Annotated in this window: 12 protein-coding genes and 1 tRNA gene; 10 read left to right on the top strand and 3 right to left on the bottom strand. The window is 72.5% G+C overall.

Features of this window, described 5'->3' with window-relative positions; all coding sequences use genetic code 11:
- Positions 1-59 precede the first annotated feature (59 nt).
- Positions 60-536 carry a hypothetical protein gene (locus tag HBO46_RS12835; protein WP_166140733.1) on the top strand — a complete coding sequence of 159 codons (477 nt, stop codon included), beginning with the start codon at positions 60-62 and terminating at the stop codon, positions 534-536.
- A gap of 139 nt (positions 537-675) precedes the next feature.
- Here the strand turns inward: HBO46_RS12835 and HBO46_RS12825 are convergent, their stop codons facing one another.
- Positions 676-2,145 carry an NUDIX domain-containing protein gene (locus tag HBO46_RS12825; protein ID WP_224769035.1) on the bottom strand — a complete coding sequence of 490 codons (1,470 nt, stop codon included), beginning with the start codon at positions 2,143-2,145 and terminating at the stop codon, positions 676-678.
- 109 nt (positions 2,146-2,254) lie between these two features.
- On the opposite strand from HBO46_RS12825, the gene HBO46_RS12820 reads away from it, so the two are divergent.
- The 5 genes from HBO46_RS12820 to HBO46_RS12800 all read left to right on the top strand — a co-directional run bounded on the left by HBO46_RS12820 (position 2,255) and on the right by HBO46_RS12800 (position 6,646).
- Complete coding sequence (locus tag HBO46_RS12820; RefSeq protein ID WP_224769033.1) at positions 2,255-3,496, top strand: lipase family protein; 1,242 nt, start codon at positions 2,255-2,257, stop codon at positions 3,494-3,496.
- Positions 3,497-3,530: 34 nt separating this feature from the next.
- Complete coding sequence (locus tag HBO46_RS12815) at positions 3,531-4,148, top strand: GNAT family N-acetyltransferase (protein WP_166140732.1); 618 nt, start codon at positions 3,531-3,533, stop codon at positions 4,146-4,148.
- Positions 4,149-4,224: 76 nt separating this feature from the next.
- Entirely contained in the window at positions 4,225-5,757 is a 1,533-nt protein-coding gene (locus tag HBO46_RS12810; RefSeq protein WP_224769032.1) for an ABC transporter substrate-binding protein/permease, read from the top strand.
- Entirely contained in the window at positions 5,754-6,518 is a 765-nt protein-coding gene (locus HBO46_RS12805) for an amino acid ABC transporter ATP-binding protein (protein WP_166140731.1), read from the top strand. Before HBO46_RS12810 ends, HBO46_RS12805 begins: the two co-directional genes overlap by 4 nt.
- Positions 6,519-6,570: 52 nt before the next feature.
- Positions 6,571-6,646, top strand: a tRNA-Gly gene (locus HBO46_RS12800).
- 82 nt (positions 6,647-6,728) lie between these two features.
- On the opposite strand, the gene HBO46_RS12795 is transcribed toward HBO46_RS12800, so the two are convergent.
- Positions 6,729-7,019 carry a DUF1540 domain-containing protein gene (locus HBO46_RS12795; RefSeq protein ID WP_166140730.1) on the bottom strand — a complete coding sequence of 97 codons (291 nt, stop codon included), beginning with the start codon at positions 7,017-7,019 and terminating at the stop codon, positions 6,729-6,731.
- A gap of 241 nt (positions 7,020-7,260) precedes the next feature.
- On the opposite strand from HBO46_RS12795, the gene HBO46_RS12790 reads away from it, so the two are divergent.
- Together HBO46_RS12790 and HBO46_RS12785 are read left to right on the top strand one after the other, a co-directional pair.
- The gene (locus HBO46_RS12790; protein WP_166140729.1) at positions 7,261-8,121 is read left to right on the top strand and encodes a calcium-binding protein; all 861 of its coding nucleotides are present in this window, start codon (positions 7,261-7,263) and stop codon (positions 8,119-8,121) included.
- 46 nt (positions 8,122-8,167) lie between these two features.
- A complete protein-coding gene (locus tag HBO46_RS12785; protein ID WP_166140728.1) occupies positions 8,168-8,719 on the top strand; it encodes a pyridoxamine 5'-phosphate oxidase family protein in 552 nt (183 codons plus the stop codon).
- A 66-nt stretch (positions 8,720-8,785) separates the two neighbouring features.
- Here the strand turns inward: HBO46_RS12785 and HBO46_RS12780 are convergent, their stop codons facing one another.
- On the bottom strand, positions 8,786-10,963 hold the full coding sequence (locus HBO46_RS12780; protein WP_166140727.1) for an ABC transporter permease: 2,178 nt from the start codon (positions 10,961-10,963) through the stop codon (positions 8,786-8,788).
- Positions 10,964-11,120: 157 nt separating this feature from the next.
- On the opposite strand from HBO46_RS12780, the gene HBO46_RS12775 reads away from it, so the two are divergent.
- Both HBO46_RS12775 and HBO46_RS12770 read left to right on the top strand, forming a co-directional pair.
- Positions 11,121-11,726 carry a TetR/AcrR family transcriptional regulator gene (locus HBO46_RS12775; RefSeq protein WP_166140726.1) on the top strand — a complete coding sequence of 202 codons (606 nt, stop codon included), beginning with the start codon at positions 11,121-11,123 and terminating at the stop codon, positions 11,724-11,726.
- A 93-nt stretch (positions 11,727-11,819) separates the two neighbouring features.
- The gene (locus HBO46_RS12770) at positions 11,820-12,887 is read left to right on the top strand and encodes a DUF2776 family protein (RefSeq protein ID WP_166140725.1); all 1,068 of its coding nucleotides are present in this window, start codon (positions 11,820-11,822) and stop codon (positions 12,885-12,887) included.
- Positions 12,888-12,894: the final 7 nt, after the last annotated feature.

Raw genomic sequence — 12,894 nt, 5'->3', positions numbered from 1 at the left:
CGACACAGTGGGGTCATCACGCCGCACCACTCGGTGCGTCACCCGGTGGAAAGGCGCCCATGAGCCCGCTGTCAGATCGGCTGCGCCGCGCGACGACGCTCGTGCTGGTCGTCGCTGCGCTGGTGCTCGGACCGCAGCTGGCCTTCGCGACCTTCGGCTCCTCGACGGCGGCGCCGGCGCTGAGCGTCGGGACGGCCACGATGGTGGCGCCGACCGGGGTGACCGGGACGTACGTATGCGAGCTGGGGTTCTTCGAGGAGTTCCTGCGCGTGGACGTCACGGGCTTCACCGACGACGGACCCTCCGGGGCGCAGTACGTCTACACGATCGTCCAGAACGGCCGGTCGCGTATCACCACCACATCATCGAACCGGCGGGTCTCGCTCCAGGGCAAGATCGATCTCCACGCTGGGCCGACGACGTGGGAAGTCACCATCACGTCCAAGCTTGGGAACTGGACCAGCCCGACGTCTTACCGCAGGAGCATCACCTGCCCGTGGTTCAACGCCGGCGAGACGGCCTCCGGCAACCTCTGACCCCCCGCCGGGCCGGCGCTCAGTCCATCCCCGGGATACGGACTGCGACGCCGACCGGCGCGACAGGGTGTCTGGACCAATTTGCCCAGCCCGGTCCGCGCCGAAACCCGTGCGCCCTGTCACGCGCCACGTGTGGCCCTCAGCCGACGGCGTCGGCCAGCAGTGCCGGCAGCACCCGGAGCTCCAGCAACGGCGCGAGGGCGACGTCCGGGGCCGCGGGGTCGATCCAGCGGGCCTCGGCGATCTCGGCGGCCGCGACCGGCGTACCGCTGGTCGCGGCGGTGAAGATCGTGGACTCCACGATCGCGCCGGGCTCGTTGGCGGCCGGTGCCTCGAAGCGGCCCAGCTCCTCGACGTCGGTGAGCTCGAGCCCGACCTCCTCGCGGGTCTCGCGGAGGCCGGCCGCGAGGGGAGTCTCGCCCGGCTCGAGCTTGCCGCCCGGCAGCTGGAAGAGCTTGCTGCTCGCCTTGCGCACCACCAGCAGGTGGCCGCGCTCGTCGCGCACGCACATGCCCGCGACCACGATGCGCTCCGGCCCCGGAGAGGAGACCGGAGAGGGCCCCGGAGCGGAGGCCGGGGGCTCGGTCAGCACCCGCAGCGCAAGCGCCGTCGTCGAGCCGACTCCGAGGAAGTCCACGACGCGCGCGACCCGTTCATGGTCGAGGGGGAGCAGGCCCCGGGAGCCGGGCACATCGGGGGTCAGCCCGAGGTCGAGGTCGGTGCGCCCGGACATGATCGCGAGGTTGAACTGGTAGCGCTCGCGGGCACCGGGCGCGCTGAGCCGCTTCAGCAGGGTGGACCCGATGCGGCGCAGTCCGTGCTCCTCGCAGTAGGAGTCGAGGGTGGCGACCAGGTTCGCGCCGCCGCAGTGGTCGATGTCGGCCCAGACCGCCTGCATCGAGCCCATCTGGGACAGCAGCAGCGGCGCGGTCTTCTCCCCGATGCCCGGTACGCCGGGCAGGTTGTCGCTGGCGTCCCCGCGCAGCGCGGCGAACTCGAGGTAGTGGTGCGCGGGCACGCCGTACAGCGCCTCGAGGCGGGCCGGGTTCAGCAGCGGTGACGCGGAGATGCCGCCGTTGATCAGCCGCAGCACCTGCGTGTGCTCGCTGATGTGGGCGAAGGAGTCGCGGTCGGAGGTGATGAGCACGCAGCGCCAGTCGTGCTCGACGGCCCAGGCAGCGGCGGAGGCGTTGACGTCGTCGGCCTCCAGGCCGCGCGGGGTCAGGGTGAGGAACCCGAGCGCATCGAGCAGGGCGCCTGCCCGGTCGAGCTGGTCGACGAGCGTGGCGTCCTTCGCGGCGCGCCCGGCCTTGTAGCCGGGGTAGAACCGCTCGCGCTGGGAGCTCACCCGGTCGTCGAGGCCGAAGAGCAGCGCATCGGGAGCGAACAGGTCGACGGCCTCGAGGATCTGGCGCAGCATGCCGTGCAGCGCCCAGGCCGGCCGGCCGTGCCGGTCGCGCAGGTCGGTGTGGGCGCGCGCGTGATGGTTGCGGTGCAGCAGCGAGGGCGCGTCGACGGCGAGCAGCAGGCGTCGCTCGCCGGGCTCGGGTGCGCGCCCCTGCGCGGCGAGGCGGGCGGCGTTCGGAGCGGGGGACTGATCGGTGTGCATGGCCGCTCGTACCTTACGTGCCCGCGCCGACAGGGGCCTTGTCGGTGACGGGCGTCACATGGTCTGCTGTGGCGCGCCGTCCCCCCACCCCCACCCAAGGAGCCCCGCTGTGTCCCACCGCCTCGGAAGGATGGTGGCCGCCGCGGCAGCCGCCGTCCTCGTCCCGCTCACCTCCCTGTCCGCCCCGAGTGGTCACGCCGCCGAGGCGTCGAGCACGCAGGAGGACCTGCCGGCCTTCTACCGTGCCCCCGCCACCCTGCCGCCGGCCAACGGCGACCTGGTCCGCAGCGAGCCGCTGCGCTTCACCCTCGACCCGGCCGGCGCCGCCCGGATCGCCCTCACCACGACGCGCGTGCTCTATCGCTCGACCGACCGCACCGGCACCCCGCACGCGGTCTCGGGCACGGTGCTGGTGCCCAAGACGCCGTGGATCGGTCCCGGGCGCCGCCCGGTGATCGGGTACGCCGCCGGGACCCAGGGCATCGGCGACACCTGCGCGCCCTCGCGCCAGCTCGGCGAGGGCATCGAGTACGAGAGCATCTTCATGTCGGGGATGCTGGCGCGCGGCTGGGCGGTCGCGATGACCGACTACGAGGGTCTCGGCACCGCCGGCATGCACACCTACATGGACCGCGAGTCGCAGGGCCGCGCCGTCCTCGACGCGGTGCGCGCCGCGCAGCGCCTCCCCGGCTCCGGCCTGACCGGCGCCAACCCGGTCGGCCTCTACGGCTACTCCCAGGGCGGCGCCGCGGCGGCGTCGGCCGCCGAGCTCGCCGGGTCCTACGCCCCCGAGCTCAAGGTCCGCGGCACCGTCGCCGGTGCGGCCCCGGCCGACCTGACCCAGCTGCCCGGCGCCATCGACGACAGCCTGTTCTCCGAGTTCAGCTGGTACGCCATCGCCGGCCTCACCGCCAGCTACGACGTCGACTTCGCGCCGTACCTCAACGAGGCGGGGCGCGAGATGTACGCCGAGATGGCCGACAACTGCGTCTTCGACCTCTTCGGCAGCGCGTTCACCAGCTCGGCCGACTACACCGCCGACGGGGCCTCGCTGGCCGAGCTCATCCAGCGCGAGCCGTTCCGCACCATGATCGACGACCAGCGCATCGGGCGGCGCGCGCCGTCGGCTCCGGTGCTGATCACCCACAGCCGCCTCGACGACGTGGTCCCGTTCGCTGTGGGCGAACAGCTGGTGCGCGACTGGTGTGCGCGCGGGGCGAAGGTGCGGTTCAGCCCGAACGTCACGCCCCTGCACGTCGGCGGCATGCTGAACAACGCCACCGAGGTCTATGCGTTCCTCGAGGCGCGGTTCCTCTCGCTCCCGGTCCTCTCCTCGTGCGGTCGCGTGTGAGTCAGGCCGTGGGCTCGGCTGCGAGGATGCTCCCGTGCCGATCATCGCCGGGGACCAGCGTCACGTCAGCGCAGCCGCTCGGCTGCTGGAGCGCTCGTTCCCGCCGGAGCTGCGGGCGCCCGAGCCGCAGCTGCGGGCGCGCCTGGAGTCCGGGGTTGCGCGGCTGAGGGTAGCCGTCGAGGGCGAGCAGGTCGTCGGCTGCGCGGTGCTCCGCGCGCTGCCGCTGGCGGCGACCTGCCTGGACTACCTCGCCGTGGACCCCGATGTCCGTTCCGGTGGGGTGGGCCGGGCGCTGCTCGACGACGCGGTCGCGGTGGCGGGGGAGCGCGGTGACGACTGGCTGGTGCTCGAGGTCGAGCCCGAGGAAAGTCCCGCCGCCGACCCGGCGTACGGCGACCCGGCGCGGCGGATGCGCTTCTACCGCCGCGCCGGCGCCTTCGCCGCCTGCACGGGGTACGCCGCCCCGGACCTGGCCGCCGGCTCGGGGCTCGTCGACCTCGAGCTGATGGTCATCGCCGCGCGACCCGGGGCCTCCGGGCCGACGATGAGCCAGGTTGTGGACTGGACCCGTGCCCTGTGGGGCCCCGAGGGCTACGGTCGCCCCGCCGACGACCCGGACCTGCGCACGGTGCTCGACCGGCTCGGCTACTGAGCGCGTCCCGGGGGTACCGGTCCGCTGGTCGTCCTCCGACCACCCGCCCGCCAGCCCTGCGACCCGAGTGAGCGCCGTGGACCAGCACCCCCGCACCCGCCTGTCGCGGCGTGCCTCCGCCGCGCGCCGCGCCGTCGGGCTCCTGCTGCTCGGCGGCCTCCTCGCCGGCCTGATCGGCGCCCTGGGCTTCGGCACGCCTGCCCCGGCGTACGCCGCCGACGAGGACGAGCGAACGGTGGTGCGGGTCGGCACCGAGGGCACCTACCCGCCGTTCACCTACGTCGACCCCGACGAGGGCCTCACCGGCTACGACATCGAGGTCATCGAGGCGGTCGCGGACCGGGCCGGCTGGGAGCTGGAGTTCGTCCGCGCCCAGTTCGACGCGCTGTTCCCCGCCCTGGACTCCGGGCGCGTCGACGTGCTCGCCAACCAGGTCACGATCAACCCCGAACGTCGCGCGCGCTACCTGTTCAGCACGCCGTACACGTTCTCGCGTGGCGTCATCGTCACCGCCGCGGACACCGATGACATCACCTCCCTGGACGACCTCCAGGGTCGCACCGTCGCGCAGTCCGAGACCAGCAACTGGGCCCAGGTCGCCCGCGATGCGGGGGCGGACGTGGAGTCCGTCGAGGGGTTCGCCCAGACCGCGGAGCTGCTGGTGCAGGGCCGGGTCGACGCGACGGTCAACGACAACATCGCGGTGCTCGACTACCTGGCCTCCAGCGGCACCGACGAGATCAAGATCGCCGGTGACGCCGAGGGGGAGGAGGGCCGCCAGGCGCTGGTCTTCCGCCGTGACGAGACCGCGCTGCGCGACCAGGCCGACGCCGCGCTCGCCGAGCTGCGTGCGGACGGCACGCTCGCGGAGATCTCCGAGGAGTACTTCGGCGCCGACGTCTCGGTCGCCGGCTCCGGGGACGTCGACGTGGCCGGCTCCGACCGTGACCGCGGCGCGGCGGAGGTGCTCCAGGACGCCGCCTGGCCGATGCTGCGCGGCGCGCTGCTCGGCACCATCCCGCTCACCGTGGTCAGCTTCGCGTGTGGCCTGCTGATCGCGTTGGCGGTGGCGCTCGCCCGGATGTCGCCCTCGCGGCTGCTGCGCGCACCGGCTCGGTTCTACGTCTCACTGGTGCGGGGCACGCCGCTGCTGGTGCAGCTGTTCATCGTCTTCTACGGGCTGCCGCAGATCGGTGTGGACCTGCCCAGCTTCGCCGCGGCCTGCCTGGCGCTCAGCCTCAACGTGGGCGGGTACGCCGCGGAGATCATCCGGGCCTCGATCCTCTCGGTGCCCACCGGCCAGGTCGAGGCGGCCGCGACCGTCGGCCTCGACGGCTGGGCGGCCATGCGCCGCATCGTGCTGCCGCAGGCCGCGCGGATCGCCGTACCCCCGCTGTCCAACACGCTGCTCTCGCTGGTCAAGGACACCTCGCTGGCGGCGGTGGTGCTGGTGACCGAGCTGTTCCGCGAGGCCCAGGTGGCGGCCGCGCTGAGCACCGAGTACCTCCCGCTGTACTGCCTCGCGGCGCTGTACTACTGGATCCTCTGCTACCTGATCACCCTGGCCCAGGAGCCGCTCGAGCGGCGGCTCGGGAGGTACGTCGCATGAGCGCGCTCATCCGCGCCGAGGGCCTGCGCAAGACCTTCGGGGACCAGGAGGTGCTGCGCGGCGTCGGCTTCGAGGCCGACGCCGGCACCTGCACCGTGCTGCTCGGGCCCTCGGGCTCGGGCAAGACCACCGTCCTGCGCTCGCTCAACGCCCTGGCCGAGCCCGACTCCGGCACGGTGCGCATCGGCGAGGTCGAGGTCGACTACGGGGCGCTCCCCGCTGGGCGGCGCGACCGGCGCGCGCTGCTGCGTCGGCTGCGGCTGCGCAGCGGCATGGTCTTCCAGTCCCACAACCTGTTCCCGCACCGCACGGTGCTCGGCAACGTGATCGAGGGCCCGGTGCGCGCCCAGGGCATCGCGCGTGACGAGGCGGTCGACCGGGCTCGCGAGCTGCTCGCGCAGGTCGGGCTGGCCGGGCGCGAGGACGCCTACCCCGCGCAGCTCTCGGGCGGCCAGCAGCAGCGCGTCGGGATCGCCCGGGCACTCGCGCTGCGCCCGGAGGTGGTGCTGTTCGACGAGCCCACCTCGGCGCTCGACCCGGAGCTGGTGGGGGAGGTGCTGGGCGTGGTGCGCGACCTCGCCGGCACCGGCTGGACGATGGTGATCGTGACCCACGAGGTGCGCTTCGCCCGCGACGTCGCCGACCAGGTGCTCTTCCTCGACGGCGGCGTGGTCGCCGAGCGGGGTGGTCCGGAGGTGCTGAGCGATCCGGTGACCGAGCGCGCGCGGCAGTTCCTGCGCCGGGTGCTCGAGGCGGGCTGAGCCCCCGATGTGGGACTGATGGGACGCATGGTGCATGATTGACCTCGCACCTGCGGACGTAGCTCAGTTGGTAGAGCGCAACCTTGCCAAGGTTGAGGTCGCGAGTTCGAGTCTCGTCGTCCGCTCCAGATGCAGCAGCCCCCGACCGGTCGGTCGGGGGCTGCTGTGCTTCTTGGGCTTCTCGGGCTTCTCGGGACCTCGCGGCCCAGGTCAGGCGCCCGGCGAGTAGGTCATGCAGTCGGCCTCGTCCCCGCCCCAGGCGATCGTCACCGAGTCGGCGTGGCACAGCAGGTCGTGGTTGTGGACGCAGTCGGCGCGCTGGCAGGCCCCGACATGGGCACGCACCGTGGGCAGCCCGCCGCTGACACCGAGCGAGATGAACGTCGCGCAGGTCGCGTGGTCGCCGGTGCTTCCGACGGTGATCGCGTCCGCCGTGCAGCCGTCGTGGTTGAACGAACAGGTCTCGACACTGCAGGTGCCGACATCGGCCATGGTGCTCATCGGGAGACCTCCGGGTGGGGTTGGGTCGGTCTTCCACAGTGCGCCCGGCCGCTGGATGGTGTCCAGACAGGACAGGCTGCCCTCAGCTCTGCGCTCCTGCTCACCTTGGGTACGCCTCCGGAGGACGCTACGGTGTGCGGCGCCACCTCGTGGCGACGGGGGCGAGGCGCTCCAGACGGGTATGCCTCGGTCGAGAGGGAGAGCGAAATCCTCGGGAGGATCCACCCCCATGCTCCGACGCATGCCTCTGCACGCAGCCCAGGCCCGTGGCCGCCGCTGGTCCCTCGGACTGCTCGCCACCGTGACCGCCGGCTCCCTGCTGGTCGGGTCGCCGGGAGCGTCCGCCGCCGACTCGCTGCCCACCCCCACCCCGCCGGACGGCGTGGGCACCGCCGGCCCGCCGTACGACTACACCACCGAGCTCATGGGCCAGTTCCCGTTCATCCCGCTCAAGGACCAGGCGCGGCTCGTCCGTACCGCTCACGGCTACCGCTACCTGACCGGACAGCAGGACAACCGGATCACGCTGCGGCAGCACGGCAACCGGATCAGGATCACCGACACCGGCACCCAGCGCTTCCACAAGCTGGCCAAGGCCTGCAAGCGGGTCAAGGTACGCCGCGGGGTCGGGGCGTCGTGCCGGCTGCCGAAGGCCAGCCCGCGCAAGCCGGTGCTGCTGGAGGTCTGGCCGCGCCTCGGCGACGACCACGTGGACGCCTCCACGCTCTCGGCCTCGTTCGCGGTGACGGTGCTCGGCGACGCCGGCAACGACCGGGTCCGCTTCGGTGCGGGGGACGACTTCTTCAACGGCCACACCGGTGTCGACCGGGTCTGGGGCGGCGGCGGCCGCGACTGGATCCGGGCGGGGTCGGGCAACGACGTGATCCACGGCGGTGCCGGGCGCGACCAGATCATCGGACAGGACGGCCGCGACCGGTTGCACGGCGACGCCGGTGACGACCGGGTCGGCGGCGACGACGGGAACGACCGGCTGTGGGGAGGCGGCGGACGCGACATGCTCCTGGGCGGGAACGGCCGCGACACGGTCTGGACCGACGGCCGCGACCGGCTGCTCACGACCGAGGTCGTCCGGCGCCGCTGAGCCCGCTCGCCGATGACTGCGCGCGGCGCGTGCGGTCCACACCGGTATGGAGACCATCAACCTCGCCGAGCTCTACGACTCGCCCACGATGAGCTGGGAGGCGGTGCACGACCGGCTGGAGGCCGATCTGGAGCCCGGGGCCAACGATCCGGGGACGAGGTCGGACAACCGGGGACCGCAGCGCTACACCTGCTGGTTGCACAGCCTCAACGCCGACGGGAGCCCGCACGCCAACGCCGTCGGTGCGACGTGGGCGGACGAGCGGTTCTGGTTCGTGACCGGGCTCGACACCCGACGGGGGCGCAACCTCGTCCGTGACCCGCGGTGCGTGCTCGCGGTGAGCCTGCGCGAGGTCGACCTGGTCATCGAGGGGCGCGCGGCGCTGGTGCAGGACCCGGCGCTGCTGGAGCGCCTCGCCGGGCGGTGGGCCGCGGAGGGCTGGCCGTGCGAGGTGGACGCCTCCGCCGGAGCGCTCACCGCGCCGTACAGCGCGCAGTCGGCAGGACCGCCGCCGTGGCACGTGTTCGGCATCGAGGCCGCGTCCGCCCACGGGGTCGAGGTCGTCGAGCCGTACGGCGCGACGCGCTGGAGGTTCTGAGGCCACGAGGAACGCCGAAGGGTCGGGGGCCGCTGGGCCCCCGCCCCTTCGTGGTGTGCTGCGTGCTCAGACTCCGGCGGGCTCCAGCGCCGCGTCGCCCGGGCGGGCGCCGGTGTCGTCGCCGTCGTCATCTGCCGCCGACTTCTTCGGACGCTCCGGGCGGTAGCGCGGGCCCATCGGGGCGGGCGGTCGTGCGGAGGCGCGGTTGACCCACGGGTCGACGACCAGCAGGTTGAGCGCGAGGCCGACGGCGCCCCAGATCGCCAGCACCAGCAGGTTGCCGCCCACGCCGCTGCCGTCGAGGTAGACGACCGAGCGGGCGATGTCGACCGCGGCCGGCAGCGGCAGGATGTCGGCGAGCGGGCGGAAGAACTCCGGGACCATGTAGATCGAGAGCCCGCCGCCGGAGGCCGGGACGCCGGCGAGCATGACCACGATCATCACCGGGACCAGCGCGCCGAGACCGAACAGGCGGGTGAAGACCGCGCTCGCCCAGCCCACGGCGAAGACCGTGAGCGCGCCGTACCCGATCATCTCCAGGGCGTGGCCGTTGACGGCGCCGATCAGGACGTCGAAGAGGAACCACAGCCAGACCGAGATGCCCACCGACCAGCCCGTGAGGAGCGGGGCCAGGCGGCGGGTGCGGGTCAGGTCCGGGGCGCCGCCGCGCATCACGGCGAAGAAGAGGAAGCCCGCCATGATCCACGACATGCCGACGTAGAGGCTGTTGCTGCCGTTGACGTCGTCCTCGCTCAGCGGGGCGATGTCCTCGACGACGAGCTCGGCGCCGCCCTCGGCCGCCACCGCGTCGAAGATCTGGGTGGCGACGGTCTGCTGGCTCATGCCCGCGCCGCTCGCGGTCAGCAGGGTCGGCGACTCGCCGGCCGCGGTCGGCAGCACGTAGGCCGCGACCAGCTCCTGGTCGATGATGAGGTCCTTGGCCTCCTCCACCGACTCCACGACCCGCAGGTCGGTGATCTCGCCCATGCCCTCCTCGAGCGCGGTGACGACCTGCTGGGCCTGCGCCGGCGAGGCCACGACGGCGACCGGGAGGCCGGAGACGTCCGGCTTGTGCATCGAGATGCCCATGACGGTGACGACCGTGACCATGATCGCCAGCGGGAAGAGCGCGACCGCGATCAGCCGGGTGCGGTAGCGGGCCACCGGGCCGCCGGAGAGCGCCGGGAGCGGGGCGTCGGGGGCGGTGTAGAGCGGACCGCCGACGATGAGCTCCCCGGACCTGCGCTCCTTGAGCGCGGCCAGCACGAGCGGGATGACGAACCACAGCGCGAGCGTCAGCACGTGGCGCCACGCCCCGTTGCCCTCGAAGTAGAGCACCGAGCGCAGCGTCTCGCCGGCGGCCGGCAGCGGCAGTACGCCGTGCAGCCAGCCGAAGAAGGCGGGCATGGTGTCCACGGACATGGCCAGGTTGGACGCCGGCATCCCGAGCACCACCAGCAGGAGCATGCCGAGCAGCACCGCGAACGGGCCCATCACCTTGGTGAACAGCAGCTGTGCGGTGGTGACGGCCACGACGGCGAGGGTGCCGACGCCGAGGAACAGCGGGTAGTGCCCCGAGACCGCGCCGACCACGGGGCCGAGGATCAGCCAGATCAGCGAGCTGGTCAGCACGCCCCAGCCGATCGCGAGCGGCATGAACCGGCGCAGGCGCAGCAGGTTCGGCGCGCCCATGAGCAGGCCGCTGAGCGGTACGTAGCCGGCCAGCATCATGCCCATCGCGGCGAACAGCACGAGCGTGCCCGTGCCGTCGCCCTCGGTCAGGGGTGCGTGGTCGACGGTCTCGACCTGCCAGCCCTCGGCGATCGCGGCGGGGGTGAGGAGCTGGGTGACGAGGGAGGCCTGCGAGGCGCCGCCACCCATCGCCTGGTGGAGGGTCGCGACGTTGTCGCGGCCCGGCAGCGAGATCGCGCCGACGACCTCTTGGTCGAGCATGAGGTCCTCGACCGTGTCGTCATCGGCGACGACCCGTACGTCGAGCGCACCGTCCGAGCCGGACTCCAGGACCTCGGCGAAGGTGGCCGCCGCCTCGCCCTCACCGACGACCGCGACCGGCATGTTCCGGGGCGTCGGCTCGTGCATGGTGCCCATGTAGGTCGCGTACATCATCGTGACCATCAAGAACGGCATCACGAACAGGGCGATGATGCGGCCCTTGCGCTCGGCAGCCGTCTCAGGCGGGGGCGGGGGGTACTTCTCGGTGGTCGCGACGGTTCCTGCGCTCAACGTGCGTCTCCTCGGGGCGACCGGCCCCGAGGGAGGGGCGGACGGTCGCGGGTCATCGGGGTCGGAAGCGACCCACCCGTCCAGAGTAAGTCAGATGGCGTAAAACGGGGAAAGTCCGTACCGTAACCGTCGTCACTGTCCGGTGGGAGGAGCCCCGATGCCCCGAGTCGACGCCAGCCAGTCCCTGCTGGACGCCGCGGAGCGGCTCTTCGCCGAGCAGGGCATCGCCCACGTGTCGGACCGCAAGATCGCCGAGGTCGCCGGCAACAGCAACCACTCGGCGGTCGGGTACTACTTCGGCGGGCGCGCCGGCCTGCTGCGGGCCCTCGTCGAGCGCCACCAGCGCGCGCTGGATCCGCTTCGCGAGGCGGCTCTGGCGGAGTCCGACTCGCTGGTCGGGGACATCCGAGCGCTCGTCGTGCCGCTGACCCAGGTGCTCGCGCAGCTGCCCGTCCCGAGCTGGCGGGCCAGGTTCTTGGACCAGGCGTTCCACGACCCCGCGATCGCGGAGATGCTCGGTGACGCCGACGACCTCATCCGGGCAGGGATCCAGGTCTACGACTCGATCGCGGCCCGTCTCTGTGATCTCGACCCGGAGATCGTCCGGGCCCGCGCGTCGCTGATGGGGCACATCGTCGCCACGGTCTGCGCTCGCATCGAGCTGCGAGTCCAGGAGAGCGGCGACACCGCGGAGTGGGGCGCGACGGCCGACTTCCTCAGCGACGCGATCGCCGGGATGCTTCAGGCGCCGATCACGCACTGACCCGGTCGGCCCGACCGGCTGTGTTTCACTGGATGGGCCGGCGCGACTTGGCCGGTCACTCCATCCGGCAATTCGGCTGAGGGTCGTGGTCGCGTGAACTATCTGGTGAGCGTCATCTTCCGTGCCATCCCGCTCGCGATGATGGGGGTGTGCGTCGGCTTCGGCCTCTACGTCGCGAACGCGGGGGACCAGCCCGGCAACTTCGTCGCGGGACGCGTCGTGACCGCGCTCGGCGCGATCTGCCTGTGCCTGTTCTGCACGGCCGCGACGATCATCCGCCAGCTGATCGGGCGGTTCAACGCCGTCGACCGGGTCCTGTACCCGGCGCTCGGCTACCTCGTCGCCGCGATCACCGTGGGCTACGGCGTCTCGGTGTTCGCCGGGGAGTCGGGCGCCGGGCAGAACGACCACTACGTCGCCGGTCACGTGGTGTTCGGGATCGGGCTGATCAGCGGCTGCGTGGCCACTGTCGCGCTGGCGTCCACGAAGTTCTCCCTGATCCCGGCGAACTCCCGGTTGCCGGTGGGGGAGCGGACCCCGCCCGCGGGTGCCTTCCCGCGCTCCGCGGTCACCGTGATGGCAGTGATCCCGGTGGTGCTGGCCGTCGTGGGGTGGGGGTTCGCGATCACCAACCTGGCGATGACCACGTCGCCCGCCCGCTTCACCGTGGGGCACGTGGTCGCCGGGCTCGCGATGATCTGCACCAGCCTGATCGGCCTGGTGCTGAGCATCCTGCGCCAGATCCAGGACGACTACGGCCCGCGGGACCGCTCGCTGTGGCCCGGGCTGGTGATCGCGATGGGCACGCTCAGCCTGGTCTGGGGCGTCGTCCTGCTCGTGCTCGACCGGGAGCCGTACTACCGCACCCCGGGGTTCGTGATGATCGGGCTGGGCCTGGTCTGCTTCAGCATCCTCAGCAAGGTCGGCCTGCTCGCCCTGGTCTGGCGGCACACCTTCGCCCTGGCCAACCGGGTGCCGCTGCTCCCGATCGGCACCGCGCTTGCCTGCCTGTTCCTGGCCGCGTTCGTGTTCCAGGCGGCGCTCACCGACACCAACGTCTTCATCGCCGCGCGGGTGCTCGTCGGGCTCGGCGCGATCTGCTTCTCGCTGTACTCCATCGTCAGCATCCTGGAGAGCGGTACGTCGTCCTCCGGCTCGTGAGGCGCAC

Origin of the sequence: Nocardioides ochotonae (genome assembly GCF_011420305.2) — a bacterium.
GTDB classification, from domain to species: Bacteria; Actinomycetota; Actinomycetes; order Propionibacteriales; family Nocardioidaceae; genus Nocardioides; species Nocardioides ochotonae.
The sequence above is the reverse complement of the archived record's forward strand: the minus strand, read 5'-3'. Positions and strand labels throughout refer to the sequence as shown.

Coding starts and splice junctions, on each gene's coding strand:
- HBO46_RS12835 (WP_166140733.1), top strand. CDS start 60: ATGAGCCCGCTGTCAGATCGGCTGCGCCGCGCGACGACGCTCGTGCTG.
- HBO46_RS12825 (WP_224769035.1), bottom strand. CDS start 2,145: ATGCACACCGATCAGTCCCCCGCTCCGAACGCCGCCCGCCTCGCCGCG.
- HBO46_RS12805 (WP_166140731.1), top strand. CDS start 5,754: ATGAGCGCGCTCATCCGCGCCGAGGGCCTGCGCAAGACCTTCGGGGAC.
- HBO46_RS12795 (WP_166140730.1), bottom strand. CDS start 7,019: ATGAGCACCATGGCCGATGTCGGCACCTGCAGTGTCGAGACCTGTTCG.
- HBO46_RS12790 (WP_166140729.1), top strand. CDS start 7,261: ATGCCTCTGCACGCAGCCCAGGCCCGTGGCCGCCGCTGGTCCCTCGGA.
- HBO46_RS12785 (WP_166140728.1), top strand. CDS start 8,168: ATGGAGACCATCAACCTCGCCGAGCTCTACGACTCGCCCACGATGAGC.
- HBO46_RS12775 (WP_166140726.1), top strand. CDS start 11,121: ATGCCCCGAGTCGACGCCAGCCAGTCCCTGCTGGACGCCGCGGAGCGG.